Annotated in this window: 23 protein-coding genes and 1 tRNA gene; 5 read left to right on the forward strand and 19 right to left on the reverse strand. The window is 60.5% G+C overall.

The window, feature by feature from the left end; translation table 11 throughout:
* Nucleotides 1-488: 488 nt before the first annotated feature.
* Complete coding sequence (locus tag K9857_RS20730) at nt 489-1,565, reverse strand: fatty acid desaturase (protein ID WP_224538825.1); 1,077 nt, start codon at nt 1,563-1,565, stop codon at nt 489-491.
* A 101-nt stretch (nt 1,566-1,666) separates the two neighbouring features.
* On the opposite strand from K9857_RS20730, the gene K9857_RS20735 reads away from it, so the two are divergent.
* Nucleotides 1,667-2,671, forward strand: coding sequence for an AraC family transcriptional regulator (locus K9857_RS20735; protein WP_224538827.1), 1,005 nt, complete (start codon nt 1,667-1,669; stop codon nt 2,669-2,671).
* Nucleotides 2,672-3,199: 528 nt separating this feature from the next.
* On the opposite strand, the gene K9857_RS20740 is transcribed toward K9857_RS20735, so the two are convergent.
* Complete coding sequence (locus K9857_RS20740) at nt 3,200-3,886, reverse strand: Crp/Fnr family transcriptional regulator (RefSeq protein ID WP_224538829.1); 687 nt, start codon at nt 3,884-3,886, stop codon at nt 3,200-3,202.
* Between the two features lie 84 nt (nt 3,887-3,970).
* Between K9857_RS20740 and K9857_RS20745 the strand changes: the two genes are divergently transcribed.
* Complete coding sequence (locus K9857_RS20745) at nt 3,971-4,492, forward strand: DUF962 domain-containing protein (RefSeq protein WP_224538831.1); 522 nt, start codon at nt 3,971-3,973, stop codon at nt 4,490-4,492.
* A gap of 90 nt (nt 4,493-4,582) precedes the next feature.
* On the opposite strand, the gene K9857_RS20750 is transcribed toward K9857_RS20745, so the two are convergent.
* The 6 genes from K9857_RS20750 to dibA form a co-directional block, all read right to left on the reverse strand.
* On the reverse strand, nt 4,583-5,572 hold the full coding sequence (locus K9857_RS20750; protein ID WP_224538833.1) for a sulfate/molybdate ABC transporter ATP-binding protein: 990 nt from the start codon (nt 5,570-5,572) through the stop codon (nt 4,583-4,585).
* A gap of 4 nt (nt 5,573-5,576) precedes the next feature.
* Nucleotides 5,577-6,449 carry a sulfate ABC transporter permease subunit CysW gene (cysW, locus tag K9857_RS20755; RefSeq protein WP_175376449.1) on the reverse strand — a complete coding sequence of 291 codons (873 nt, stop codon included), beginning with the start codon at nt 6,447-6,449 and terminating at the stop codon, nt 5,577-5,579.
* 13 nt (nt 6,450-6,462) lie between these two features.
* A complete protein-coding gene (gene cysT / locus K9857_RS20760; protein WP_224538835.1) occupies nt 6,463-7,281 on the reverse strand; it encodes a sulfate ABC transporter permease subunit CysT in 819 nt (272 codons plus the stop codon).
* A 138-nt stretch (nt 7,282-7,419) separates the two neighbouring features.
* Nucleotides 7,420-8,433, reverse strand: a complete 1,014-nt coding sequence (locus K9857_RS20765) for a sulfate ABC transporter substrate-binding protein (protein ID WP_224538837.1) — start codon at nt 8,431-8,433, stop codon at nt 7,420-7,422.
* 80 nt (nt 8,434-8,513) lie between these two features.
* Nucleotides 8,514-8,696, reverse strand: a complete 183-nt coding sequence (gene oscA / locus K9857_RS20770; RefSeq protein ID WP_007975618.1) for a sulfur starvation response protein OscA — start codon at nt 8,694-8,696, stop codon at nt 8,514-8,516.
* 345 nt (nt 8,697-9,041) lie between these two features.
* Entirely contained in the window at nt 9,042-10,955 is a 1,914-nt protein-coding gene (gene dibA, locus K9857_RS20775; protein WP_224538839.1) for a phosphodiesterase DibA, read from the reverse strand.
* Between the two features lie 139 nt (nt 10,956-11,094).
* Here dibA and desA point away from each other — a divergent pair, with 139 nt between their 5' ends.
* Together desA and K9857_RS20785 are read left to right on the forward strand one after the other, a co-directional pair.
* The gene (gene desA, locus K9857_RS20780) at nt 11,095-12,276 is read left to right on the forward strand and encodes a delta-9 fatty acid desaturase DesA (RefSeq protein WP_224538841.1); all 1,182 of its coding nucleotides are present in this window, start codon (nt 11,095-11,097) and stop codon (nt 12,274-12,276) included.
* A 265-nt stretch (nt 12,277-12,541) separates the two neighbouring features.
* Nucleotides 12,542-13,531 (forward strand): GGDEF domain-containing protein, encoded by a 990-nt coding sequence (locus K9857_RS20785; RefSeq protein ID WP_224538843.1) that lies wholly within the window; start codon nt 12,542-12,544, stop codon nt 13,529-13,531.
* A 245-nt stretch (nt 13,532-13,776) separates the two neighbouring features.
* On the opposite strand, the gene K9857_RS20790 is transcribed toward K9857_RS20785, so the two are convergent.
* The 3 genes from K9857_RS20790 to gabD form a co-directional block, all read right to left on the reverse strand.
* Nucleotides 13,777-14,988, reverse strand: coding sequence for an HDOD domain-containing protein (locus K9857_RS20790; RefSeq protein WP_224538845.1), 1,212 nt, complete (start codon nt 14,986-14,988; stop codon nt 13,777-13,779).
* Between the two features lie 136 nt (nt 14,989-15,124).
* Nucleotides 15,125-16,402, reverse strand: coding sequence for a 4-aminobutyrate--2-oxoglutarate transaminase (gabT, locus tag K9857_RS20795; protein WP_224538847.1), 1,278 nt, complete (start codon nt 16,400-16,402; stop codon nt 15,125-15,127).
* A 188-nt stretch (nt 16,403-16,590) separates the two neighbouring features.
* Nucleotides 16,591-18,033, reverse strand: a complete 1,443-nt coding sequence (gene gabD / locus K9857_RS20800; RefSeq protein ID WP_224538849.1) for an NADP-dependent succinate-semialdehyde dehydrogenase — start codon at nt 18,031-18,033, stop codon at nt 16,591-16,593.
* Nucleotides 18,034-18,381: 348 nt separating this feature from the next.
* Between gabD and K9857_RS20805 the strand changes: the two genes are divergently transcribed.
* A tRNA-Arg gene (locus K9857_RS20805) sits at nt 18,382-18,458 on the forward strand.
* 63 nt (nt 18,459-18,521) lie between these two features.
* Here K9857_RS20805 and K9857_RS20810 read toward each other — a convergent pair.
* The 8 genes from K9857_RS20810 to K9857_RS20845 all read right to left on the reverse strand — a co-directional run bounded on the left by K9857_RS20810 (nt 18,522) and on the right by K9857_RS20845 (nt 25,110).
* Nucleotides 18,522-18,749 carry a hypothetical protein gene (locus K9857_RS20810; protein ID WP_224538850.1) on the reverse strand — a complete coding sequence of 76 codons (228 nt, stop codon included), beginning with the start codon at nt 18,747-18,749 and terminating at the stop codon, nt 18,522-18,524.
* Complete coding sequence (locus K9857_RS20815) at nt 18,746-18,997, reverse strand: hypothetical protein (protein ID WP_224538852.1); 252 nt, start codon at nt 18,995-18,997, stop codon at nt 18,746-18,748. The genes K9857_RS20810 and K9857_RS20815 overlap by 4 nt, the downstream gene beginning before the upstream one ends.
* Before the next feature lie 20 nt (nt 18,998-19,017).
* Entirely contained in the window at nt 19,018-19,623 is a 606-nt protein-coding gene (locus K9857_RS20820; RefSeq protein ID WP_224538854.1) for a hypothetical protein, read from the reverse strand.
* Complete coding sequence (locus K9857_RS20825; RefSeq protein WP_318011773.1) at nt 19,620-20,231, reverse strand: RNA polymerase sigma factor; 612 nt, start codon at nt 20,229-20,231, stop codon at nt 19,620-19,622. Before K9857_RS20825 ends, K9857_RS20820 begins: the two co-directional genes overlap by 4 nt.
* The gene (locus K9857_RS20830) at nt 20,231-21,946 is read right to left on the reverse strand and encodes a vWA domain-containing protein (protein ID WP_224538856.1); all 1,716 of its coding nucleotides are present in this window, start codon (nt 21,944-21,946) and stop codon (nt 20,231-20,233) included. Before K9857_RS20830 ends, K9857_RS20825 begins: the two co-directional genes overlap by 1 nt.
* Nucleotides 21,947-22,034: 88 nt before the next feature.
* Complete coding sequence (locus K9857_RS20835; protein ID WP_224538857.1) at nt 22,035-22,598, reverse strand: YbhB/YbcL family Raf kinase inhibitor-like protein; 564 nt, start codon at nt 22,596-22,598, stop codon at nt 22,035-22,037.
* Nucleotides 22,599-22,869: 271 nt separating this feature from the next.
* Nucleotides 22,870-23,139, reverse strand: coding sequence for a hypothetical protein (locus tag K9857_RS20840; protein ID WP_224538859.1), 270 nt, complete (start codon nt 23,137-23,139; stop codon nt 22,870-22,872).
* A 465-nt stretch (nt 23,140-23,604) separates the two neighbouring features.
* Nucleotides 23,605-25,110 (reverse strand): YdgA family protein, encoded by a 1,506-nt coding sequence (locus K9857_RS20845; protein ID WP_224538861.1) that lies wholly within the window; start codon nt 25,108-25,110, stop codon nt 23,605-23,607.
* Nucleotides 25,111-25,212: the final 102 nt, after the last annotated feature.

The following is a 25,212-nucleotide window of genomic DNA, read 5'->3' on the forward strand; positions in this document are numbered from 1 at the left end:
GATCTGTCATTCAACACAAATGCCGCCTGATCCACCGCATTCGCGAGCAAGCCCGCTCCCACAGGGGGTAAGGCGGTGTTTCCTTCAGGCAAAAAAAAGGGACCGCACCCTGCCAAGGAGACGGCCCCGGAAACTCAAAACTGCCAGCGGTGTTCAACAGCTGTGGAGCGGATGATTGGCGATATCGGTTATCTAATAAAGGAATATTTAATTACTTTATTAGGCCCAAATCGCATATATCCCTAAACCCTCCCCGGCCCACATGCATCAAACCTTACCGACTCTTTGGGTCAACTTGATGACTGTCATTTTTCCGTTTGAGTTTCCGGGCACACAAACCTGTAGCAGCTGGCGAAGCCTGCGTCCGGCTGCGCAGCAGTCGTAAACCCTGAATGCGCAGTCTGCCTGACACACCGGGCTGGCTGATTTTACGACTGCTTCGCAGTCGGACGCAGGCTTCGCCAGCTGCTACAGGGTTCGTGTTTGGTTTAACTGATCGTTGTTGCCTGGACTTGCTGCGGCTCTACGGTTGCCTTGCGGGTAAACCGGTTCGCCCGGGCGAAAGTGCCCATGTCGTTGAAGCGCACGCCCATATCGCGCATCACTTTATGTGCGGCCGACGCCGTCATCTGGCGGATGTAAAACGGCTCCTTCACCACGAAGTGATGGATGCCGTGGGTGCTGCCGAAGTTGAAGCAGAACGCCTGCAGCGGCCACAGCCACCAGGCATTGAGCACCTGGGTTTGCTGGATCACGTTGCCCAGTTCCACATCGCCGTAGTAGTGCATGTTCGAGCTGATGAAATGCAGGCAGAAGGTGCGCAGCACGTTGGGACCGATAATCACCACGGCGGCGATGTCGATCACGTTCATCACTGACAGCGTGGTCGCCGACCATTCGATCGGCGCCCCCATCAGATACGCGACGCCATTGGCCGTATGGAAGCCGAGAAACACATACCACGCGCCCCAATGCAGCAGCGCCAGCGGTGCGTAGACCTTCAGCACGCGCTTGATGATGCTGAATTTATGCGCCCAGGTTTTCGCCCGCAGCATGCGGATGAACGCCGACATCATGTTGTCGCCGACCATCAACAGCCGCGCAAAGCCCCAGGGCTCGCCATTGGTGATCGCCCGCTCTTCCATGTCGGTTTCGGTGCCGGACACCTTGTGGTGGTTCAGATGCAGATGCCGGCGAATCCACGGGTTGATGGTGCTCGGCCGCGCCAGCCAGACCAGGCCCATCATCAGGTTGTGCGGCACCCGCTGCTTGCGAAAGTACATGCTGTGGATCAGATCGTGTTCCAGTTCGTGGGTCAGCGATGCGAAGAACGCGTTGAGCAGCAGGCACGCCCACCACGCCAGATACCCGTTGATGTAGAGCGCCGCCGACCCGATCATCCCCGCCAGAGCGAAGGCCAGGATGCCGGCGCCGAGGGCGTCCTGATGCTTGAGAATCGGGTGGCGCTCGCGCAACTCGACGCCCTTGGCCAGCACCACTTCACGAATATGCGCCGATCGCTGTGCAGCATTCAGTCGCTGGGGACTTGCAGAAGTACGGTCCATGCTTCCATCCTCTGGTTATTGATGGTTCGCATCTTGATCGCTGCGCCTTCGTGCAGCGGTAGCCGTGAACGCCAACCTGTTGACCGGAAGCGCCAATCAGCATGACTGAACCGACCTCCCTCGCCAGCTGGACCCGCGCCCTGCGCAAGCAACTCGATGCCCTGGGTCTGGACAGCAACGCACTGTGCCGACAGGCCGGGCTCGATCCGCAGCTGATGGACGACCCCAACGCCCGCTATCCGTTGTCCGGCACCACGCGGTTGTGGGAGCTGGCGGTGCAGGCCAGCGGCGATCCGGCGATCGGTTTGCGCGTCTCGCGTTTCGTCAGCCCGACCACCTTCCACGCCCTCGGTTATGCGCTGGTGGCCAGCGGCAGTTTGCGCGAGGTGTTCGAGCGCATCGTGCGTTATCACCAGGTGGTCAGCGATGCGCTGGAGCTTGAGCTGACTCGCGCCGAAGACCGCTACCTGTTCCGCCTGAAAATCCTCCCGGGCAATCTCCCCCCGGCCTTCGAAGCCATCGACGCCTTCACCGCCATTTACGTGCGCACCTGCCGCAATCGCCTGGGTCGCGACTACGCGCCGCTGGCGGTCTACCTGCGCCGCCCGGAACCGGCGGACTCGCACCAGTGGCACAAGGTGTTCCGCTCGCCGGTGCACTTTGGCGCCAGCGAGGACCGCCTGGAATTTGCCCTGATCGACTTCGACAGCCACCTGGACGACGCCAACCCGGAACTGGCCGAACACAACGAAACCGTGCTCAAGCGCACCCTGGCGCAACTCAAACCGCTGACCTGGGAACGCAAGGTGCGCGATGCCATCGAGGAGCAACTGCCCGAAGGCGAACCGAGCGCCGAGCACATTGCCAAGGCACTGCACCTGAGCCTGCGCAGCCTGCAACGGCACCTGGCGGACGAGGGCTGTCGGTTCGATACGCTTCTCAACGAAAGCCGCGAAAACCTGGCGCTGCTGCACCTGCGCGATCCGCAATGCTCGTTGAGTGAGATCAGTTATTTGCTCGGCTTCGCCGATACCAGCAGCTTCAGCCGCGCGTTCAAGCGCTGGACGGGGATGACGCCTGGGCAGTTTCGGGATGGGTTGGGCTGAAGCTCACCCAGAACCTTGTGGGAGCGAGCCTGCTCGCGATGATCTGTCAGCTGTATCGGTGTGGGCTGATGAATCATCGCGAGCAGGCTCGCTCCCACAGGGGATCTGTGTCAGCCGCGAATTCTGCGTTCACTGAAGATCAAAACTGTGGGAGCGGGCTTGCTCGCGAATGCGGTGTGTCAGCCAACATTAATGCTGCTGATCTGATGCTTTCGCGAGCAAGCCCGCTCCCACAGGGGGATTTCTGTCAGCTGCAAATTCTGTGTTCACTGAAGATCAAACTGTGGGAGCGGGCTTGCTCGCGAATGCGGTGTGTCAGTCGACATTGATGTTGCTGACCCGACGCATTCGCGAGCAAGCCCGCTCCCACAGGGGGGATTTCTGTCAGCTGCAAATTCTGTGTTCACCGAAGATCAAAACTGTGGGAGCGGGCTTGCTCGCGAATACGGTGTGTCAGTCGACATTGATGTTGCTGACCGGACGCTTTCGCGAGCAAGCCCGCTCCCACATTGGGTTTTGCGCTGGCTTTTAGAAGGTGGCCAGTGCCCGCAATCGGGCGGAGTCGAGGATTTCGATTTCGCCGTAGCCGAGCCCGATAATCCCCTGCCCCTGCAAATCCTTGAGGATCTGGTTGGTGGTCTGGCGTGACAGCGAGAGCATCGAGGCCAGTTGTTCCTGGGGCAGTTGCAGGACGCGGCGGGGTTGGTCGAGTTGGCCGTAGCCGTCGGCGATCATTAGCAGGCGGTGGGCCACTCGGGTCGGCGCGGGCATCAGGCTCAGCTGTTCGAGATTGATGAAGGTCAGGCGCAGTTTCTGGCTCATCAGCAGCGCCAGTTGCCGCCAGTACACCGGCTGTTCATCCAGCAGTGCCAGCAGCGCGGTCTGCGGGATGTGCAGCAGCGTGCACGGGCCCATGGCGAACGCGTCGTGGGTGCGGGGCTGGCCGTCGAACAGGCAGATCTCGCCGAACCAGTGCGGCGCTTCCACCAGGCTCAGCAGCGCCTCCTTGCCCTGCTCATTGACTGAACCGATGCGTACCGCGCCTTCGAGCACCGCGTACAGCCCGCAAGGTGGATCGCCGCGCTGGAACAGCCGCTGGCCCGCGGTCAGCTGTCGCAAGCGCGCCGCCTTGAGCAGGCTATCCTGAAGGGACACAGGCAGATGGCTGAACCACTGACCGCGCATCAGGCGCGCGCGCCACAGCTGCATATCCATGAAAACTCCTAGAGATTGTCGCCTGGCTGACAGAGCGTTAACCGGCCCCGAGGCATGATCAGCCACCCTACAGGAGGAATAACAATGAAAAAAAGCCTCGTTGACCATCTCGGTCAGTACGCCGCCTACCACCGTGACCCGCGCAACATTGCCAGCCACTTCATCGGAATTCCGCTGATCGTGGTGGCGGTGGCGGTGTTGTTGTCGCGTCCGCAATGGGGCGGGGGATGGTTGTCGCCGGCGGTGCTGGTGTCGCTGGCTTCGGCGTGGTTTTACCTGCGCCTGGAATTGCGCCTCGGGGTGTTGATGACGGTGTTGCTTGGGCTGTGCGTATGGGCGGGGCACGTGTTGGCGCAGCAGAGCACGCTGGTGTGGCTGAGCAGCGGTGTCGGGATGTTTGTGGTGGGTTGGGCGATTCAGTTTGTCGGGCATCACTACGAAGGGCGCAAGCCGGCGTTTGTCGATGATGTGACCGGGTTGATTGTCGGGCCGTTGTTTGTGGTGGCCGAGGTGGCGTTCATGCTGGGGTTGCGGCAGGGGCTCAAAGAGCAGATCGAGGTGCGTGTGGGTGGGGTGCGGTTGAATCCGAATCGCGCGGCGGCATAGGACGCCATCGCGAGCAGGCACGCTCCCACAGAGGGATCTATGTGCATATAGATCCACTGTGGGAGCGAGCCTGCTCGCGATCTTTTGCTTTTAAAGGTTGGCGACTTTCTGCCAGACTTTGGGCTTGAAGAACAGGGTCTCACCCTTGGCCAACCCGATCAGGCTGTCGTGATCCTTCACCACTTCGGCCTCGATCAGATCACTCTGACCCTCCACCTTCAGCGTCACCCGGGTCGTCGCACCCAGGGGGCGAATGTCCCGCACTTCGGCCGCATGGTGATCGTCCAACTCGTGCTTGGACAACGACACTTCGTGCGGACGGAAAAGCACGTGGTTGTCTTCACCCAGATGCAGACGGTTCGAATCCCCAAGGAAGTGATAAACGAAATCACTGGCCGGGTTTTCGTAGACGTCGCCCGGTGAGCCGATCTGTTCGATCACGCCCTTGTTCATCACCACGATACGGTCGGCAACTTCCATGGCTTCTTCCTGGTCGTGGGTCACGAAGACCGACGTCAGGTTGATGTCTTCGTGCAACCGCGCCAGCCAGCGGCGCAGCTCTTTGCGCACCTTCGCATCCAGGGCGCCGAAAGGCTCGTCGAGCAGCAGCACCTTGGGCTCCACCGCCAGCGCACGGGCCAGGGCGATACGCTGGCGCTGACCGCCGGAGAGTTGTTCCGGATAGCGATCCGACAGCCAGTCCAATTGCACCATGTTCAACAGTTCGTGAACCTTGGTCGCGATCTGGCTTTCGCTCGGGCGCTGATTTTTCGGCTTCATGCGCAGGCCGAACGCGACGTTGTCGAACACCGTCATGTGGCGGAACAGGGCGTAGTGCTGGAACACGAAACCGACGTTGCGATCACGCACGTCGTGGCCGGAAACGTCTTCGCCGTGGAACACGATGTTGCCCTGATCCGGGGTTTCCAGACCCGCGATGATCCGCAGCAAAGTGGTCTTGCCGCAGCCCGACGGGCCGAGCAAAGCCACCAGTTCGCCGCTGTGGATGTCCAGGCTGATGTCGTTCAGCGCCTTGAACGCATTGAAATTCTTGCTGACGTTACGCACTTCGATTGACATGGAATCATTCCTCCGCGGCGCTGGCGCGCAGGCGGTTAATACGGTTTTCGCTCCACTGCTTGAGCAGCAGGATGAAGAGCGCCAGGATCAGCAACAGGCTCGCCACGGCGAACGCGGCCACGTGGTTGTATTCGTTGTAGAGGATCTCGACGTGCAACGGCAAGGTGTTGGTCACCCCGCGAATGTGCCCGGACACCACCGACACCGCCCCGAACTCACCCATGGCCCGCGCGGTACACAGCACCACGCCGTAGATCAGGCCCCATTTGATGTTGGGCACCGTGACGTGCCAGAACATCTGCCAGCCATTGGCTCCCAACAGGCGGGCGGCCTCTTCTTCCTGAGTGCCTTGCTCTTGCATCAGCGGAATCAGTTCGCGCGCCACGAACGGCACGGTGACGAAAATCGTCGCCAGCACGATGCCCGGCAAGGCGAAGACGATCTGGATGTCGTGATCCGACAGCCACGGGCCGAACAACCCCTGTGCACCGAACATCAGCACGTAGACCAGACCTGCGATCACCGGCGAAACCGAGAACGGCAGATCGATCAGGGTCACCAGCATGCTCTTGCCGCGGAACGAGTATTTGCTCACGCACCAGGCGGCGCTGACGCCGAACACCAGGTTCAGCGGCACCGAAATCAGCACGGCGATCACCGTGAGTTTCAGCGCCGACAGGGCGTCGGGTTCAAAGATCGCGACGAAGAACGCACCGATGCCGTTCTTCAAGCCCTGAGACACCACGATGAACAGCGGCAACAGCAGGAACAGCGCGAAGATCAGCCAGCCAAGGCCGATCAGGACGCGCCGTGCCACCGGACTGCCACGGCGGGCGGCGTTGGCCGAGGAAGCGGCAGCAATAGACGATTGGGACATGTTCTGCGCCTCCTTATGGGGTTTCGATGCGGCGCTGCAGCAGGTTGATCAGCAGCAGCAGAATGAAGGAAACCACCAGCATCAGTACGCCAATGGAGGTCGCGCCGGTGTAATCGTACTGGTCGAGCTTGACCATGATCAGCAGCGGCAGAATCTCGGTTTTCATCGGCATATTGCCGGCGATGAAGATCACCGAACCGTACTCGCCGACCCCACGGGCAAAGGCCAGGGCGAAACCGGTCAACCAGGCCGGCAGCAGGGCCGGAATCAGGATGTGGCGGAACACCTGCAGCGGCTTGGCACCCAGGCACGCGGCCGCTTCTTCAACTTCTTTGGGGATATCGGCCAATACCGGCTGTACGGTACGTACCACGAATGGAAGTGTCACAAAAGTCAGGGCGAGGGTGATGCCCAGGGGGGTGTAGGCGATCTTGAAACCCAGGTCCGTCGCGAACTGACCGACCAGACCGGTGGGGGCGTAAAGCGCGGTCAGCGCGATACCGGCCACGGCGGTGGGCAATGCGAAGGGCAGGTCGATCATCGCGTCGATGATTTTGCGACCGGGGAAGGTGTAGCGCACCAGCACCCAGGCCAGCAGCGTGCCGATGATGCCGTTGATGATCGCGGCACAGAGCGCGGTGCCGAAGCTCAGCTTCAAAGCCGCCAGCACCCGTGGCGCCGAAATGATTGCCCAGAACTGATCCCAGGTGAGTTGAGCGGCATGCACGAACATCGCCGCCAGGGGTATGAGCACAATCAGGCTGAGATACACCAAGGTGTAGCCCAGCGTCAGCCCGAAGCCGGGTATGACGGGGGAGATACGACGCGACATAAAAGTCCTTGGTTATGTGAGAGCGAGCCTGCTCGCGATGATTTGTCAGCTACATCGATGTCGGCTGATACACCATCGCGAGCAGGCTCGCTCCCACAGGATGTGTGCCTGAGCATCCAGGCCAGTGGCTATTTAAGATTACTGCGCCTGATAGATCTGGTCGAACACCCCACCATCATTGAAGAATTTCGGCTGCGCGGTTTTCCAGCCGCCGAAGTCCTTGTCGATGGTCACCAGTTCCAGTTTCGGGAACTGGGTGACGTATTTGGCGGCGATGTCCTTGTCACGAGGACGATAGAAGTTTTTCGCCGCGATTTCCTGGCCGGCCGGGCTGTACAGGTGCTTGAGGTAGGCTTCGGCGATCTGCTCGTTGCCCTTCTTCTCGGCGTTCTTGTCGACCACGGCCACCGGTGGCTCGGCGAGGATCGACAGCGAAGGCACGACGATGTCGAACTTGTCGGCGCCGCCATCTTCCTTCAGCGCCAGGAAGGCTTCGTTTTCCCAGGCCAGCAGCACGTCGCCCTGACCGTTGTTCACGAAGGTAATGGTCGAGCCGCGGGCACCGGTGTCCAGAATGGGCACGTGCTTGAACAGGGTCTGTACGTATTCCTTGGCCTTGGCTTCGTCACCGCCGTTGGCTTTCAGGCCATAAGCCCATGCCGCGAGGAAGTTCCAGCGCGCGCCGCCGGAGGTTTTCGGGTTAGGAGTGATCACCGAGACGTCGTTCTTGACCAGGTCGCCCCAGTCCTTGATGCCCTTGGGGTTGCCCTTGCGCACCAGGAACACGATGGTCGAGGTGTAAGGCGTACTCGCTTCCGGCAGACGCTTCTGCCAGTCGGCCGGCAGGGTCTTGCCGAGCTTGGCGATTTCATCGATGTCACCGGCCAGCGCCAGGGTCACTACGTCGGCACGCAGGCCATCGATCACCGCACGGCCCTGCTTGCCCGAACCACCGTGGGACTGCTGGATTTTCACGTTGTCGCCAGGGTTGCTTTTCTTCCAATAATTGACGAATTCGGCGTTGTAATCCTGATACAACTCGCGAGTCGGGTCGTAGGACACGTTGAGCAGTTCGTAGTCCTTGGCAACCGCAGAACCGGCAAACAGGGCGCTGGCCAGGGCGGCCAAAGCGAAATGGCGAATCGACGACATGGTGAAAGCTCCTGGAATTCTAATTTTGTTGGCTAGTTGTTATGGATTTCTGGAATCGCGGTGTCGGTTCTGCGTTCGCCTCAACCCGGCTTGTTGCCCGGCTGCTGCAAGCGGAATTTTTCCTTGCGTTCGATCTGCACCACCTGAGCGTTGTGCACGGTGATTTCCACGGCACCGAAACGCAGATCGCGCAGCGCGCTCTGGATTTCACGCAGGATGGTTGCTTCGTCCTGACCGTCAACGCTACGTAGGGATGCGCTCATGGTGCTGCTCCTTTCGACTATGGGGTTGCCTGGCAGTGGCGGCACTGCTTGCGGCGTGGAATCCATAGTAGTGAGGCGCTGATATTCTTAAAAATACTATTTAAGAATGTTTATATAACCAGAAGAAATTATTGGATGGCGGGGGTTTGCGTGGTGGCAGGGGTTTGAAGATCAAAAGATCGCAGGCTGCTGCGCCTTGAGTTTGTTACCGCCCGCGCGCCCTGTAGGAGCGAGCATGCTCGCGATGGTCGTGAACGATTGCGCGGGCATTCAGAAAGCCAACGTTATCGTTGACCACCATCGCGAGCATGCTCGCTCCTACAGAAGAGCAGGCTTCGCCAGTTGCTAAGGGCGCTGCAGTGTCCAATCCAACTGCTCAGCCGGCACCGGCCGCCCGAACCAGTAGCCCTGCCCCAACTCACTGCCCTGCTCGAGCAAAAACGCCGCCTGCTCAGCCTGCTCGATCCCCTCGGCATGCACCTGCATACCCATGCTCTGCGCCAGGGCGATGATCACCCGGACGATGGCCGCATCGTCTTCGTCCCAAGGCAACCCGGCGACGAAACCCTGATCGATCTTGAGCTTCTGCACCGGTAACCGCTTGAGCCGCAACAGCGAGGAATAGCCGGTGCCGAAATCATCGATGGCCAGTTGCACGCCCAGCTCACGCAGGCGATGCATCTGCTCCAGCGCCACTTCCGGATCTTCCATCACCGCGCTTTCCGTCACTTCCAGCTCCAGACAGGCAGGATCAAGCCCCGTCTCATGCAGCACCTGAGCTACCTGCTCATACAGCTCACGACGGGCAAACAGTCGCGACGAGATATTCACCGCGACAAACGCTAGCCCCCTGCCCGCCTGCTGCCACTGGCACATCTGCCGACACGCCTGCTGCATCACCCAGGCATCGATTTCGGCAATCAGCCCGGTGCGCTCGGCAATCGGAATGAACTCCGCCGGCGACACCAGGCCCCGCTGCGGATGCTCCCAGCGCACCAGCGCTTCGACGCCAATCAATCGGCCGCTACGCAGCTCATGCACCGGCTGGTAGTAAACCCGCAGTTGCTGCTGGTCCAACGCATGACGCAACTCAAACGAGGTCTCGACCCGCTGCTGGGCATGAGCGGTCAATTCTTCGGTGTAGAGCGCATAGTCGTTGCGGCCCGCGCTCTTGGCCTTGAACAGCGCCGAATCGGCATTGCGCAACAGCTGCTCGGCGCTCAAGGCATCGGCGGGGAACAGGCTGATGCCGATGCTGGTGTTGATGAACAGCTGATGCCCATCGATCGGGAACGCTTCCTTGAGCCCATCGATCACGCGCCGAGCCAATGCCGCCGCCTGCTCCACCTGAGGACAGTTCTCGGCCAGCACCGCGAACTCGTCGCCGCCCAGCCGCGCCAGGGTGATGCCCGGCTCGAACATGGCTCTCAGGCGTTCGGCGACCGCCTTGAGCAATTGATCGCCGATGGTGTGCCCGAGGCTGTCGTTGATCATTTTGAAATGATCCAGGTCGATCAGCAGCAGCGCGCAACCGCGCTTTTGCAGCTGCGCCGAGGTCAAGGCCTGCTCAAGGCGGTCGGTGAGCAGCAGGCGATTGGGCAAGTCAGTCAGCGGGTCGTGATGCGCCAGGTGCATCAGCTCCTGCTCGGAATGCTTGATCGCGCTGATATCGGAAAACACCGCGACGTAATGGCTGCGCTGACCCTGGTCGTCGCGAATGACGCGAATGGTTTGCCATTGCGGAAATATTTCGCCATTTTTGCGGCGATTCCAGATTTCGCCGCTCCACTCGTCTTCGCTGTCGAGGGTGGCAAACATCTTCTGATAGAAATCCGTCGAGTGACGACCGGACTTGAACAGGTTCGGGCGCTGGCCCAGCACCTCTTCGCGGTGATAACCGGTAATGCGCATGAAGGCCGGATTGACGTGGACGATCAGGCCCGCACGATCGGTGACCAGCACCCCTTCGCGAGTGCAGTCGAACACCGCTGCTGCCTGACGCAAACGCTCGCGATTTTCCTGATTATCACGAGACTCTGCAGCCATCCCCAAACAACGCAACAGGCGCGCTCGAGCGAAGAACACAAAGCCTGCGCTGAACAGCAGCCAGGCATAACCGTTGATCAGTTGCCATCGCGATGCCTCGACGGAATCATCGAAGAACCTGTTCAATAAATAGCCACTGAGCTGCAGCCAGATCATGGAAAACATCAGGTAAAACAACGCTGCACGCATGGCAGCGCGATAACTGGCAGACATAAGACGGTCCATGTCCCTACAAAAAAGTCGGGATTATAAAGCAAAGGGCCACTCTTATCTGAAAGGCCGACTGGTTTTATGTGTGCGCATGGGGATAATGCAACGGCTGTTTTTTTCTTTATCGAGGGCCCCATAACCTATGTGGTACGAAGGTTTTCTCGGCTTGTCGGCCTGGTCACTGGTCGCAGTCACTCTGCTGATGACCCACGTGACAATTGTCGCCGTCACGGTCTATCTGCACCGCTATTCAGCCCATCGCTCCCTTGAGCTCAATGCTGGCCTGAAACATTTCTTCCGCTTCTGGCTGTGGCTGACCACGGCTCAGAACACTCGCGAGTGGACGGCCATCCACCGCAAGCATCACGCTAAATGCGAAACCGTCGATGACCCGCACAGCCCGGTCATCAAAGGCCTTTCGACCGTTCTGCGCAAAGGCGCCGAGCTGTATCGCGCCGAGGCGGAAAACGCCGAAACCCTGCGCATCTACGGTAAGAACTGCCCTGAAGACTGGATCGAACGCAACCTCTACAGCCGCTATCCGCTGCTGGGCGTAGGGATCATGGCCGTCATCGACCTGATGCTGTTCGGCACCATCGGCATCACCATCTGGGCCATCCAGATGATGTGGATTCCGGTGTGGGCTGCCGGCGTGGTCAATGGTCTGGGACACGCGATCGGCTACCGCAACTTCGAGTGCCGCGATGCGGCGACCAATCTGGTGCCGTGGGGCATCCTGATCGGCGGCGAAGAGCTGCACAACAACCATCACACCTACCCGAACTCGGCCAAGCTGTCGGTGAAGAAGTGGGAGTTCGACCTGGGTTGGGCCTGGATTCAAGTGTTCAGTTTCCTGCGTCTGGCCAAGGTGCAGCGCGTGGCGCCGATTGCCCACCGCGTCGAAGGCAAGGGCAGCCTGGACATGGACACTGCCATGGCGATCCTCAACAACCGCTTCCAGATCATGGCCCAATACCGCAAGTTGGTGATCGGCCCGCTGGTCAAGCAGGAGCTGGCCAAGGTCGATCACTCGGTCCGCCACCAGTTCCGCCGCGCCAAGCGCCTGCTTTCGCGTGAAACCAGCCTGCTGGACGACCGGCACCATGTGCGCATCCAGACCATGCTCGAACACAGCCATGCGTTGAAAGTGATTTACGAAAAACGCCTGGCCCTGCAGCAGATCTGGGTCAAGACCAGCTCCAACGGCCACGACATGCTCGCCGCCATCAAGGATTGGGTGCATGAGGCCGAGGCCAGCGGGATTCAGTCGCTGCGTGATTTTGCCGATCAGTTGAAAACTTACTCTCTGCGTCCCGCTGCCTGACGCTGAAAAAACTGTGGGAGCGAGCCTGCTCGCGATGAGGGACTGACATTCAACATCCGTGTTGATTGAAAGACCGCAATCGCGAGCAGGCTCGCTCCCACACCGGTTTTTAGCCTTACCGCCCGGCGGGAGGCCTCTCCCTCGCCGCTCTCATCGGGAACTTCATCCCGTATCCCCTATCTCAAAGACACTTCGCCATTCAGGCGGGCTTCGTTGCGGCCGCGTTCGAACCTCAAGCGGCGCACGCCCTTTGAGAGTTGTGCCGATGATCGATAGAAACCCGAAAGATCACACCTCACCGCAGTGGCCGGAAACCGCGCAAACCCTGCTGGCGCTGATGCACGCCCAGGGCGAGGTGGCGCGTCTGAGCGAGCGCGAACAGCTGCTCAACACCCTGCTGGTGAGCGTCAACGCGGTGCTTTGGGCGTTCAATTGGGAAACGCGACAGGTGCTGTATGTCAGCCCCGCCTATGAACGGATCTTCGGCCACAGCGCCGACTCGCTGCTGGCCGACTACAACCAGTGGCGCGACAGCATCTACCCCGACGATCTGGAATACGCCGAACGCAGCCTCGCCGAGGTGCTGGTCAAGGGCGAAGTGGAAGACCGCGAGTACCGGATCATCGACGCCGACGGCCAACTGCGCTGGATCAGCGACAAGTGCTTCATCAACCGTCAGGCCGAGCCTGGGCAGCCGGTGATTATCGTCGGCATCGCCGAAGACATCACCGACAAGAAGCGCATGGAAACCGAGCTGCAACGCCTGGCCACCACCGACGCCCTGACCCGCAGCAGCAACCGCCGCCACTTCTTCGAAGGCGCCCACGAAGAGTTCGAACTGGCCCGGCAGCACGGCACGCCGCTGTCGTTCCTGATGCTGGACATCGATGACTTCAAAGTGATCAACGACACCTACGGCCACCAGGAAGGCGACAACGTGCTGCAACGCATCGCCGACAGTGGGCGTGCGGCTTTGCGTCGTGGGGATCTGTTCGGGCGTATTGGTGGCGAGGAGTTTGCTGCGGTGTTTCCCGGTTGCACGCCGGAGATGGCGTTGCAGGTGGCTGAGCGTTTGCAGCGTGAGATCCAGCGGCTGAGTTTCGAACACGACGGGCAAACGTTCGGGATCACCGTGAGCCAGGGGCTGACCAGCCTCAACGATGCGGATGAAAGCCTGGACAGCCTGTTCGCCCGGGCGGATGCGGCGATGTATCAGGCCAAGCGCGATGGCAAGAACCGGATCGTGACCGGTTAATCGGTGAACACAAAACCAATGTGGGAGCGGGCTTGCTCGCGAAGAGGCCCTGTCAGCCGCCGACTAGCGACTGACACACCGCCTTCGCGAGCAAGCCCGCTCCCACAATGTTCCTTTGTGTACGCCGCGATCCTGTAGGAGCCGAGCTTGCTCGCGATGGATTCGAAAACACCGCTGGGTGTCAGATGCCCAACGTCATCGTTGACGACCATCGCGAGCAAGCTAGCTCCTACAAGGGGTCTGCGTTATTTGCGCATCCGCATCAGCTCCGGCAACCCGATCTTGAGCAACCGCGCCGTCCGGCTTTTCGCCAGTTCCTCGACCCCTTCATGCTCCGTCAGCCGCGCCATTTGCGCTGCCATGTTCATCACCAGCGCTTCACGAGAATAAACCCCGCCACCGAGCTGATAACAGGCCGCAATCAACTCACGCAGCTCCAGCGGCAAGCGCCAGCGAGTACGCAGGGCCGAACCATAGGCCGCGCCGAATTCGGCGAGCGCATCGCCCACCTCCTCCTGATCGTCCAGTTCGCCACCGGCCTGCTTCCACTCCTGCAGGCAGCGCAACAGCGCCAGATCCCCGAGGCGATGCAGGACGCCGGCGCAATAGCAGCGCGCCTGATCCAGATCGAGCAGGCGCGCCAGCGTGCGGGCGTATTCGGCGGTGTGCAGCGACAGGCCCCAATTGCGCTCTGCATAGTCCGCCAGAACCGGATCGCTGAGCCGGGCGCTGCGCTTGAGTGAAAGCCCGAGGATCAGGTTCATGCTCTGCCCGGTCCCCAGTTTGTGCAGCGCCTGGGACAAGGTCTGCACCGCACCGCCATTGTGCTGCGCGGCGCTGTTGGCAGCGGCGATCAGCACCGCGGTGACCTGCGGGTCGGTGCGGATCTCGTGTTCCAGCTTCGACAGATCGAGCCCATTGGGATTGAGGCTGCAACTGACCGCCAACTGCACGTCAGTCATCAACGGCGCACCTTCGGCCAGCTCTCGGCGCCGCTCCAGGTACACCGACAAGGTCATGCCCGGCGCCAGCGACGGCACCTCGCAGGCGACCTCTTCACCGGCATTGACCAGCAGATCCTGCAGGCGGTGAGTCAGGCCTTCCATGTTCAGCGGCTTGGTCAGGTACGCGGCGGGCGCCAGTGGCAAGGCTTCGCGCACGCTGGCGCTGTCGTTACGGCTGCTCATCAGAATGAACGGCAACGGCGGATTGCGTTTGCGCTGGCGAACGCTGCGCAATACATTCAGGCCATCCACGCCCGGCAACTCCCAGTCGGCGATCACCAGGTCATAGGGATTGGCCGCCAGCAACTCCAGCGCCTGCTGGCCGTTGGCGCACAAATCCAGACGCGCATCGCAGCGTACGTTCAACAACACTTCCTTGAGCAGATCCCGGGACCAGGGGTCGGCCTCGGCGATCAGCACTCTCGGAACGGCGGGTAAAATGACAACTGTCATACAGCTCTCCCTGGCAATGCGGAAACCTTAGCCAATGCTGGCCTTTCGATACAGCGCAAAAGTGCCGCAGACATTTGCGCAGCCATGAAAAAACCCGCCGAAGCGGGTTTTTTGTGAGGCAGGTCACACTGGGTAATCAGAGCTCAGCGAAGCACTCTTCGATGATCGCCAGACCTTTGTCCAGTTGCTCGTCCGGCGAGGTCAGCGGTACCAGGACGCGCAGAACGTTGCCGTAGGTGCCGCAGGACAGCAGGATCAGACCCTTGTCGCGAGCCTTGGCCACAACGGAAGCCACGGCTGCAGCGTTCGGCTTGTGGCTGTCGCCGTTTTCGAACAGCTCAACCGCGATCATCGCGCCCAGGGCACGGACTTCGCCGATCACCGGGTGCTTGGCCTGGATGGCTTTGAGGCCAGTGACCAGACGCTCGCCGACTGCCTTGCAGCGGTCCAGCAGGTTTTCTTCTTCGAACACTTCCATCACGGCCAGGGCCGCGGCGCAAGCGATCGGGCTACCGGCGTAGGTGCCGCCCAGGCCGCCTGGCGCGATGGCGTCCATGTGTTCGGCCTTGCCGCACACACCGGCCAGCGGGAAGCCGCCAGCGATGGATTTGGCGAAGGTGGTCAGGTCGGCGGCAACGCCCATCTGTTCCATGGCGAAGAAGGTGCCGGTACGGCCAGCGCCAGTCTGTACTTCGTCAGCGATCAGCAGGATGCCGTGCTGGTCGCACAGAGCGCGCAGACGCTTCATGAACTCTTTCGGAGCGACGTAGAAACCACCTTCGCCCTGAACCGGCTCGATGATGATGGCAGCGATATCACGCGGCTCGGCGTCGTTCTTGAAGATACGCTCGATGCTGGCGATCGAATCGTCGATGCTCACACCGTGCAGTTCGTTCGGGTACAGCGCGCGGAACACGCCGCCTGGCATCAGGCCCATGCCGGCCGAGTAAGGCACGACTTTACCGGTCAGGCCCAGGGTCATCATGGTGCGACCGTGGTATGCGCCGGTGAAGGCGATCACGCCGGCACGGCCAGTAGCGGCACGGGCGATTTTAACGGCGTTTTCTACAGCTTCGGAACCGGTGGTGACCAGCAGGGTTTTCTTGGCGAAATCACCTGGCACCTTGGCGTTGATTTTTTCGCACAGTTCCACGTACGGCTCGTAGGCCAGAACCTGGAAGCAGGTGTGGGTCAGCTTGTTCAGCTGTTCGGTCACGGCGGCGATGATTTTCGGGTGCACGTGGCCGGTGTTCAGTACAGCGATACCGCCGGCGAAGTCGATGAACTCACGACCTTCAACGTCAGTCACGGTAGCGTTCTTCGCGGACTCGGCGAAGATCGGGTGGATCTGGCCAACACCACGTGGAACAGCGGCTACACGGCGGGCCATCAAATCAGCGTTAGTCTTGCTCATTACATTCCTCATTCGCCGCTCATCGGGCGGCGTGGTTCAAGGATTACGCGGCGGGGAGTCAACAGTGGCAGCATGCGATGATCGACTGCCACTGCGTTCCCGGCCACAAAGAAAATTCCCGTTTGAAGCGGCGCAAAGGGACAGCGCTCTCGTGCCCTTTGCGCTTGAAGCAATCCTTGCCTTCGAGCTTAGATGCCCAGGCAGAGGTATTTGATTTCCAGGTAATCTTCGATGCCGTACTTGGAGCCTTCACGACCCAGGCCCGAAGCCTTGATGCCGCCGAACGGCGCGACTTCGTTGGAGATCAGACCGGTGTTGACGCCCACCATGCCGTATTCCAGAGCCTCAGCCACACGGAACACACGGCCCAGGTCGCGAGCGTAGAAGTACGAGGCCAGACCGAACTCGGTGTCGTTGGACATCGCGATCACTTCGGCTTCGTCTTTGAAGCGGAACAGCGGCGCCAGAGGACCGAAGGTTTCTTCCTTGGCCACGGCTGCGTTGGTCGGTACGTTGGTCAGGATGGTCGGCTCGAAGAAGTTGCCTTCCATCGCCTTGCCACCGGCCAGTACGGTCGCGCCTTTGCTCAGTGCGTCGGCGATGTGCTCTTGCACCTTGGCCACAGCCTTCTCGTCGATCAGCGGGCCAGTGGTGGTGCCTTCTTCCAGACCGTTACCGATCTTCAGCTTGGCAACGGCCACTTTCAGCTTCTCGGCGAACGCGTCGTAAACGCCGTCCTGAATGTACAGGCGGTTGGCGCAGACGCAGGTCTGACCGTTGTTGCGGTATTTGGAGATGATCGCGCCTTCGACGGCCTTATCCAGATCCGCGTCGTCGAACACGATGAACGGAGCGTTGCCGCCCAGTTCCAGGGATACTTTCTTGATGTCCTTGGCGCATTCGGACATCAGCTGACGACCGATTTCGGTCGAACCGGTGAACGACAGTTTGCGCACGATCGGGTTGCTGGTCAGCTCGCTGCCGATGTCGCCGGCGCTGCCGGTCACGACGCTGAACACACCAGCCGGGATACCGGCACGCTGAGCCAGTTCGGCCAGGGCCAGGGCGGAGAAAGGAGTTTGCGAAGCAGGCTTGAGCACCATGGTGCAACCGGCGGCCAGGGCCGGGCCGGCTTTACGGGTGATCATCGCGGCAGGGAAGTTCCACGGGGTGATGGCAGCGGTCACGCCGATCGGCTGCTTGATCACGATCAGGCGCTTGTCTGGCTGGTGGCCCGGAATCACATCACCGTAGATGCGCTTGGCTTCTTCGGCGAACCACTCGATGAACGAAGCGGCGTAAACGATTTCGCCCTTGGCTTCGGCCAGTGGCTTGCCCTGCTCGAGGGTCATCAGACGAGCCAGGTCTTCCTGGTTCTCGATCATCAGTTCGAACCAGCGACGCAGTTTGCCCGCACGCTCTTTGGCGGTCAGTGCACGCCAGGCCGGCAGCGCCTTGTCAGCAGCTTCGATGGCCAGACGGGTTTCGGCAGCGCCCATTTTCGGCACGGTGCCCAGAATTTCGCCCGTTGCCGGGTTGTTGACCTTGATGGTCAGACCACTGTCCGCATCGACCCAAGCGCCATTGACGAAGGCTTGCTGGCGGAACAACTGGGTGTCTTTAAGCTGCATGTCGGCTTTCCTTAACAGCACCGCGCACGCGCGGAGCAAATTATGATTGTAGAAAGGCGCCTGGGTAGGCTGCCGTCAGGGAAATCATTCACCGGGCTGAAGCACATAAATAGCGCACGTATTGAATTCGTGCGGTTCAGCACCCAGACAAGAGCGTTTGAAATCTCAAACGAATCCTAGGATCAAAGGGGGTAAAGGACAATAGGGCGTTCGAAAAAAAGAACGAATTAGCCTTTATTGCCGCGTTTTTCTGATCAACGTAGCAAACGCGCGTTACAGCTTTAAAAAAACACAGGCGATTCAGCAGCATGGACGCCCGCCATGCATATGAGTATCATGGCGCCCGCTGCACCAGTAGCTCAGCTGGATAGAGTACTGCCCTCCGAAGGCAGGGGTCGTGGGTTCGAATCCCGCCTGGTGCGCCATGAATCGATGTGAAAAAGCCTCAGGTCCGATGGGTCTGGGGCTTTTTTGTGGGTGTTTGAAACTCAAAACCGTTCGGGATTATCCCGGGCGACAAGTCCTGCAGAATGGTTTTTCTCGGCGGCTATTTCATTCACCAATGCATCAAGCTCGGCAAATACTGCATCGGCAGCAATGGCCGGGCGTCGATCGTAGCGGCTGGCCGAAATGGCGTCACGAAGGTCAGTAGCCTGCGGCTGTAGATCGGCTGAGTTCGGTAGATGGTCGGCGGCCGGACGAGAGTGTTTTTTCAATCCGTCCACCACTCAAACTCGCCATCCTCATCCCCCTCGAAGAACTCCTCTTCAAGCTCCTCATCCTCAGCCGCCTCCGGCTGATTCATCAGAAAATCCTTACGGCTCTCGGTAATCGCGCGCCTGAGTTCTTCGCCCTTTTCCGGGCAGTTGAGCATTTGGGCGATGCGGTCGATTTTCTTTGTCACGGCATGCTCCAACGCATCGGCTATGGCCCGATAGTGCGCGCTTTCGGGCCTTGATGCCAATTGGTCGTGGGGTTTGCCGATCAGTTTTTCTGCAATTGCTTGAGTCGGACGTCGAGGTTTTCCTTGGGGAAGCGTTTTTGCAGGTCGGCGAGCAGTTTGTCGGCGGCTTGGGTTTGTCCGGCTTTTTGCAGGTGGATGACTTCGTGCAGTTGTTCGTCCAGGGATTTCACGGGAGCGGCCTTGCGTTTGCTGGCTTTGGCTTCGTCGGCCCTGTCGGCGCTGAAGGATTCGATTTGTGCCGGGGCGGCGGATTCGGCCATTGGCGCTGCAGGTGCGGGCATGGCTCCGGCTGGGGCGCTGAGTGCGCGGGCGGTGGCGGGTTCGGCTTCTTTTTTGGCCATTGGCGTGGCGGCTTTGGGGGCTGGGGCGAAGTCGTAGCGTGGTACGGATTCGGGCGTGCGTTGTACCAGCGCCAGCATCAGTGCGACGCCGACGAGGCTGGCGAATGCCACTTGCCAGCGTGGTTGCTGGCAGGCGCGGATCCAGCGTTGCCACAGGCTCGGTTTCGGCGCAGGCAATTGGTTGTGCGCGGCGGCCAAAATGGCGGCATCGAGGTGGGACGGTGGTTCGCCGGTGGCCTGTTCGCGGTAGTGTTCGAGCACCTGATCTCGCTTGGCGTCAGTCATGTCAGTACCTCTTCGGCTAGCAGCCGACGCAGTTTTTGCTGGGCGTAACGCAGGCGGCTCTTGACCGTTTCCAGCGGTGTTTCGGTGAGGGTGGCGATTTGCGGCAGGTCGAGATCGCTGTAGGCGCGCAGCAGGAACACTTCGCGCTGATCGGCCGGCAAGGCTTGCAGGGCGGCGTCGAGGCGCTGGCTGTCGCGGCTCAGGCTCAGCAGTTGCGCAGGGTCGGCTGCGTCGTCAGCCTGGGCGTGGGTGTGTTCGTCGTAGCTGTCGTGCAGCGGCTGATGGATGCCGTGCTTGCGCCAGTGATCGATCAGGCGGTTGCGGGCAATCTGGTACAGCCACGTACGAAAAGTCGCCCTGCCCTGTGGCTGACTGGCGCTGCGGATCAGGCTCAGCCAGGTTTCCTGATAGACCTCCTCGGCCCGCTCCGCGCTGCCGCTGAGCCCCAGCAGAAAGCGGAACAATCCCTGGCGATGGCGGGCGTACAGAATCTCGAACGCCGCGCCGTCACCCTCGCGATAACGTGCCAGCAGCAATTCGTCGCTGCTGGCCTCGGTGCTGTTGCTGGATGCAAACAGCTGGCTGATGAAGCCCTTGAGTCGGCTCACTATTCGATCCGTTGTTCAGTGGCGGTTGAGTTCGATGCCGTCGTAGTGCGCAGGCTCTGCGACAGCTCCACCAGTTGCACGAACTCGCCGCGCAGGCCGAAGCGGTCGTCGCCCCGTGCGCCACGGGCCAGGGCTTCGGTGTCCTTGAAGCTGAAGTCACCGGTGTAGCGGCCATCCTTGAGCTGCTGGGAAAACGCCGCCACCGCCGCGGCAAAGCGCAAATCATCGCTGGGATTGCCCACGGGCGCGTTCACAATCGGCCGTTCGATCAGGCGACTTTTCCCACCTTCCGGCAGCTGGTAACGCACACGCAGCATCGCCATTTCTCCATTATTGTCGGCAACCGTGGCGCCCGGCTTACCGTAGCGCAGCGGCTCCAGCCAACCCTTCTCTCCCGCCGGGACAATTTCGTACAACGCCGTCACCGTGTGTCCTGCACCGATTTCACCGGCATCGACTTTGTCGTTGCTGAAATCCTCACGCTTGAGCGCGCGGTTTTCATAACCCAGCAGCCGGTACTCGCTGACCTGCGCCGGGTTGAACTCCACCTGCAACTTGACGTTTTTCGCCACCGTGGCGAGGGTCGAGCCGAGTTGATCCACCAGCACTTTGCGGGCCTCGCGCAGGTTGTCGATGTAGGCATAGTTGCCATCGCCAGCATCGGCCAGTTGTTCCATCAGCTGTTCATTGTAGTTATCCACACCAAAACCCAGGGTGGTCAGGGAAACGCCGGTTTTACGTTTATCCACAGCCATCTGCTTGAGGCTGTCGAAGTCGCTGATGCCGACATTGAAGTCACCGTCTGTGGCCAGCAGCACGCGGTTGATGCCCTTGGGGATAAAGGCTTTTTGCGCCTGTTGATAAGCCAGTTCGATGCCCGAAGCGCCGGCGGTTGAGCCGCCTGCGGTCAACTGGTCGATGGCTGTACGAATTTTCGCTTTCTCCCGTCCGGAAGTGGGCTCCAGCACCATGCGGGATTCGCCGGCATAGACCACCAGCGACACGCGATCCTGTTCGCGCAATTGATCGACCAGCAACTTCAGCGTGCTTTTGACCAGCGGCAAACCCTCGCGGCGATCCATTGAGCCGGACACGTCCACCAGAAACACCAGGTTCGCCGGGGCCAGTTCCGCCACCGCGCGATCGCTCGCCTTGATGCCGATGCGCAGCAGGCGGGTGTGCGGGTTCCACGGCGAAGCCGCCAGCTCGGTGGTCACGCCGAAGGGCGAGCCATCGGTCGGCAGGGCATAGTCGTAGGGAAAGTAATTGACCATTTCCTCCAGCCGCACCGCCCCTTCCGGCGGCAGGCGCCCCTGGTTGAGCAAGCGACGGACGTTGGCGTAGGCGCCGGTGTCGACGTCGGCGCTGAAGGTCGACACCGGTGCTTCGGCGACGCTGTGGATAGGGTTATCCACAAGGGTTTGATATTGCTCCCGCTGCTCATCGCGATAGCCCTGTGGATAAGCTTCAGCGGCCGGCATTGGCGCAACATTCGCCATCGACGCCACGCGCACACTGCGTTTGGCCAGCGCCCCACCGACCACGGCGGCGTCGGCCATCGGTGCTGGCGCCTGCGCCACGGCTTCGGTTTTTGACTCGGAAGACACCGCCACGGATTCGGGTTTGGACGAAACGCCGCAACCGGCAACGGCCAGCAGCAACCCGGCGGCGAAACCCTGGGCGGCCGGGCGGAGAAAATGCAGGGGAAGAGACATGGGGGCTGACCTCAGGATGAAATTGATCCATTCATCCTGTGAGACGGGCAGCCCTTTTGATTCGGGTTAAGCCGCTGTGAAAAATTTTTCAGCGGTGATAACGCCGCACAACGCTGCTGTTGCGTAGCACGTGGCCTTTGATTTTTTCCAGGAACTGCGCACGGGTCAGGCCCGCAGGCAAGGCATCCGGCGCCAGGTCCAGGGCGTAGAGCTGGATGATGTAGTGATGCGCGCTGTCGCCCACCGGCGGGCACGGGCCGACGTAGCTGGTGGTGCCTTTGCTGTTAGTGCCGCCCATGCCTTCGAGCGCGGACTTGGCGCCGACACCGGCCGGGATCTGACGGGTGCTGGCCTTGATGCCGTAATGCACCCAGTGATCGACGCCCTGCCCTTTCTGGCCGTCCGGGTCGTGCATGACGATGGCGTAGCTCTGAGTGCCCGCAGGGCCGGCGTTCCAGGCCAGTGCCGGGGACACGTTGTGCCCGCCGCAACCTTGGGCATCGCTGGCGGCGGCCGAGGTGAACAGGCGGTCATCGGACACTCCCGGGATGTTCAGGGTGAAGGCCTCTTTGGCGGCCTGCGCTGGCATCTGCACGCAAAAGGCGACTGCCAAAGCCGCGAGCCAAGGTTTCAATGAGGTCAATCGGGTCATTCCGGAGCACCTTGTGCGGGGTGGGGCCGTGGTCGGCGTGCAAACTATAGCCGGACCTTTCGCGCGTTGGCAGTGGGATTTGGCTGAGCATCGAGATTAGGTCTGGAACGTCTGGCCGCAGATGCGGGTTGGCGATTGATCAGTGAGTGACACAGATCCTGTAGGAGCGAGCATGCTCGCGATGGTCGCCAACGATAACGCGGGGTGTCTGATTTCCCGCGGTGTATGGAGCTCCATCGCGAGCGTGCTCGCTCCTACAGGGGTAGCGGTGTTATCCGGCTTTTATTTCTAGCTTCCAGCCCAGGGCGTTCAGGGCTTCGCAGCCGTCCTGGATGAGGATGTGGGCGGCGTTGGCGAAGTGTTCGAGGTCGTGGCCTTGGGCGTCTTTGATGCACAGGCAGGTGATGCTGTTGAGCAGATTGCGCGCGGCTTTGATGCGGTAGGTGGCGGTTTCGAGGAGGTCGGATGCGCGAGCTTCGGTGTCGATGTAGAGGGTTGGGCCGACGCTGAAGTTGCTTTCGAGTGGGCGGTATTTGGACATGGTTTGAATTTCCTCTTAATGATGAAACTCCCACCCTTCTCCGCGGCTAATCGAATGAGGTGGCAGCTGTACGGGGGTTAGCCGACCGGTGAGAGGAAACCCGGCACACCCGTAGGTGTCCCACGCACAGCCACCATAGACATATGTCAGGCAGCAAAAAGCGCCGCGATTATACGGGCGCTCGTGCATTCCACTCAAACGACCGGCTAAGGTCTATCGCCGCTCTGTCGGCGACGACGAACGATAGGCGAGTGCCCAAAGGCAATACAACGGGGTTTTCGAGGTTCGGAACCGTCCTACACAAGTCTCGGATCCGGGTGACGAAATGGATGGGGACGCGGATCCTGTAGGAGCGAGCATGCTCGCGATGGAGGCGCAGACGCCGCTGGGTGTCAGGAAGCCAGCGTTATCGTTGACGTCCATCGCGAGCGTGCTCGCTCCTACAGGGGTTGGTGTGAAGCCAGGTTATTGAACCTGCACAGTCCCACCAAACTTGCTCATCAAGAATCCAACAAACTGCTCAACCGTCATTTTCTGCCCGTTGAAATCCACCTCATTGTTGGCGTAATGCAGCTTGCTCACGACGTTGTTGCCATCGAGCTTCGCCAGTTGCGAACCCACGGCCATGCTGCTGAACATGTCCGCCGAAGCAGTCGCCTGATCGGCGATCAACTTGGCATCAGTCTGGCCATCCAGCTGCGATTGCAGGGTGAGGATGTCGACGAGCATCGGCTTGGACACTTGCAGATTCAGATCCAGCAAGGCGATCAACTGGCGAACCAGCTGGTCGGCAGGCACTTCAACCGATGGCGGTTTGGTCAGGTCCAGCACCAGGTTGGCGCGGCTTTCGCCATTGGTAGTCTTGAGCGACAGGTTTTCCAGCGCGACCTGCGGGCCGGCAGCCAGCAGCTTCTCCAGATTGGATTTGAGCACTGCTTCTTCGGCTTCGGTCAGGTTCAGCTCCGGTGCCGGCTGACCGGCTTCAGTGGCCTCGGCAACCGCCTGCTCGTACGGCTGCAGTTTGGTCTGGTAAATCTCCATCAACGCCATGGTCGACGGAATATCGAGGTTCTTCAGGCTCAAGGCCATCTGCACCGAACCGACCTTTTTGTCGTTGAGCGTTACTTCGTCGATCTTGTAATCGGCACGCCCCGAAGCGGTGGTGCCCGATTCCTGGGTCTGGTTCTTCATTTCAAAATTCTTGAAACCCAGCACCGTCTGTTTCGGGCTGAAGGTGGTTTTACTGTTGGTCAGGCTGAGGGTGTTCTCGCCGGTGTAGTAACCGTAGGTGCTTTTGTTCAGGTTGCTGGCCAGGGTCAGGCCGCTCAACTCGACCTGCACCGGTGCCTGATCTTCAGCGACGGTGACCAGCTTGAGGCTGTCCATGTAACCGTCTGCCTTGACCTTCTTCGCTTCGGCGCTGGCGGAAATGTCGACCTTGAGACCGGAGAATTTCACGCTGGACTTGTCATCCAGTGCGGTTTCCACCGGCAGCAATTCCAGCGAACCGTTGGTGGAGTTGTCGTAGCCGATATTGACCACGCCCTTGAGCGGCGAGGCGTCCTTGGTGGCGGCGAACCACTTTTCGGTCAGCGGCGTTTTTTCCAGCTCGTAGTGACTGGTGGCCATGACTGGCAGCAGCTTGAGCGTCATCAGGCGCGAGAACGGCAGCGGGCCGTGTTCGAGCTTGTCGACGAACAGCAACTCGACCGGCGCCTCGCCGAACATTTCACCCTCGGCCTTCAGGCGGTAGTGCGCGGTGCTGCTGAAAACGTGGCGCTCGAGCGACACCAGTTCCACTTTGGCGGTGCCTTTATGGCCGACCATCGCCGCCTGCAATTGCTGGTTGGCGTCGGCCAGGGAGGTGTTGATCACGCTTTCGATTTTGGTGCCGGTGTACCACGCGCCGCCGGCGCTGACTGCGCCGATGGCCACAACGATTCCCAGAAGCACGCCTGCTGATTTATTCATGAATGACCCGATCAATGTCCGTTACTGAAATGTGGTCGTCTTCCCTGAACCCTGGGCGGGTTGCGGCTCGACAAGTGGGGTGCAGATTAGCATCAGGCGGGC

The sequence above is a fragment of the Pseudomonas sp. REP124 genome (genome assembly GCF_020164475.1).
Taxonomy (GTDB): domain Bacteria; phylum Pseudomonadota; class Gammaproteobacteria; order Pseudomonadales; family Pseudomonadaceae; genus Aquipseudomonas.

What these genes read in the sequence shown, in the direction of transcription:
- K9857_RS20785 (WP_224538843.1), top strand. Translation starts at nt 12,542, where the DNA reads ATGATCGATAGAAACCCGAAAGATCACACCTCACCGCAGTGGCCGGAA.
- K9857_RS20765 (WP_224538837.1), bottom strand. Translation starts at nt 8,433, where the DNA reads ATGTCGTCGATTCGCCATTTCGCTTTGGCCGCCCTGGCCAGCGCCCTG.
- K9857_RS20730 (WP_224538825.1), bottom strand. Translation starts at nt 1,565, where the DNA reads ATGGACCGTACTTCTGCAAGTCCCCAGCGACTGAATGCTGCACAGCGA.
- K9857_RS20750 (WP_224538833.1), bottom strand. Translation starts at nt 5,572, where the DNA reads ATGTCAATCGAAGTGCGTAACGTCAGCAAGAATTTCAATGCGTTCAAG.
- K9857_RS20740 (WP_224538829.1), bottom strand. Translation starts at nt 3,886, where the DNA reads ATGGATATGCAGCTGTGGCGCGCGCGCCTGATGCGCGGTCAGTGGTTC.
- dibA (WP_224538839.1), bottom strand. Translation starts at nt 10,955, where the DNA reads ATGTCTGCCAGTTATCGCGCTGCCATGCGTGCAGCGTTGTTTTACCTG.
- gabT (WP_224538847.1), bottom strand. Translation starts at nt 16,402, where the DNA reads ATGAGCAAGACTAACGCTGATTTGATGGCCCGCCGTGTAGCCGCTGTT.
- cysT (WP_224538835.1), bottom strand. Translation starts at nt 7,281, where the DNA reads ATGTCGCGTCGTATCTCCCCCGTCATACCCGGCTTCGGGCTGACGCTG.
- K9857_RS20830 (WP_224538856.1), bottom strand. Translation starts at nt 21,946, where the DNA reads ATGTCTCTTCCCCTGCATTTTCTCCGCCCGGCCGCCCAGGGTTTCGCC.
- K9857_RS20845 (WP_224538861.1), bottom strand. Translation starts at nt 25,110, where the DNA reads ATGAATAAATCAGCAGGCGTGCTTCTGGGAATCGTTGTGGCCATCGGC.
- oscA (WP_007975618.1), bottom strand. Translation starts at nt 8,696, where the DNA reads ATGAGCGCATCCCTACGTAGCGTTGACGGTCAGGACGAAGCAACCATC.
- K9857_RS20745 (WP_224538831.1), top strand. Translation starts at nt 3,971, where the DNA reads ATGAAAAAAAGCCTCGTTGACCATCTCGGTCAGTACGCCGCCTACCAC.
- K9857_RS20790 (WP_224538845.1), bottom strand. Translation starts at nt 14,988, where the DNA reads ATGACAGTTGTCATTTTACCCGCCGTTCCGAGAGTGCTGATCGCCGAG.
- desA (WP_224538841.1), top strand. Translation starts at nt 11,095, where the DNA reads ATGTGGTACGAAGGTTTTCTCGGCTTGTCGGCCTGGTCACTGGTCGCA.
- K9857_RS20820 (WP_224538854.1), bottom strand. Translation starts at nt 19,623, where the DNA reads ATGACTGACGCCAAGCGAGATCAGGTGCTCGAACACTACCGCGAACAG.
- cysW (WP_175376449.1), bottom strand. Translation starts at nt 6,449, where the DNA reads ATGTCCCAATCGTCTATTGCTGCCGCTTCCTCGGCCAACGCCGCCCGC.
- gabD (WP_224538849.1), bottom strand. Translation starts at nt 18,033, where the DNA reads ATGCAGCTTAAAGACACCCAGTTGTTCCGCCAGCAAGCCTTCGTCAAT.
- K9857_RS20835 (WP_224538857.1), bottom strand. Translation starts at nt 22,598, where the DNA reads ATGACCCGATTGACCTCATTGAAACCTTGGCTCGCGGCTTTGGCAGTC.
- K9857_RS20735 (WP_224538827.1), top strand. Translation starts at nt 1,667, where the DNA reads ATGACTGAACCGACCTCCCTCGCCAGCTGGACCCGCGCCCTGCGCAAG.
- K9857_RS20840 (WP_224538859.1), bottom strand. Translation starts at nt 23,139, where the DNA reads ATGTCCAAATACCGCCCACTCGAAAGCAACTTCAGCGTCGGCCCAACC.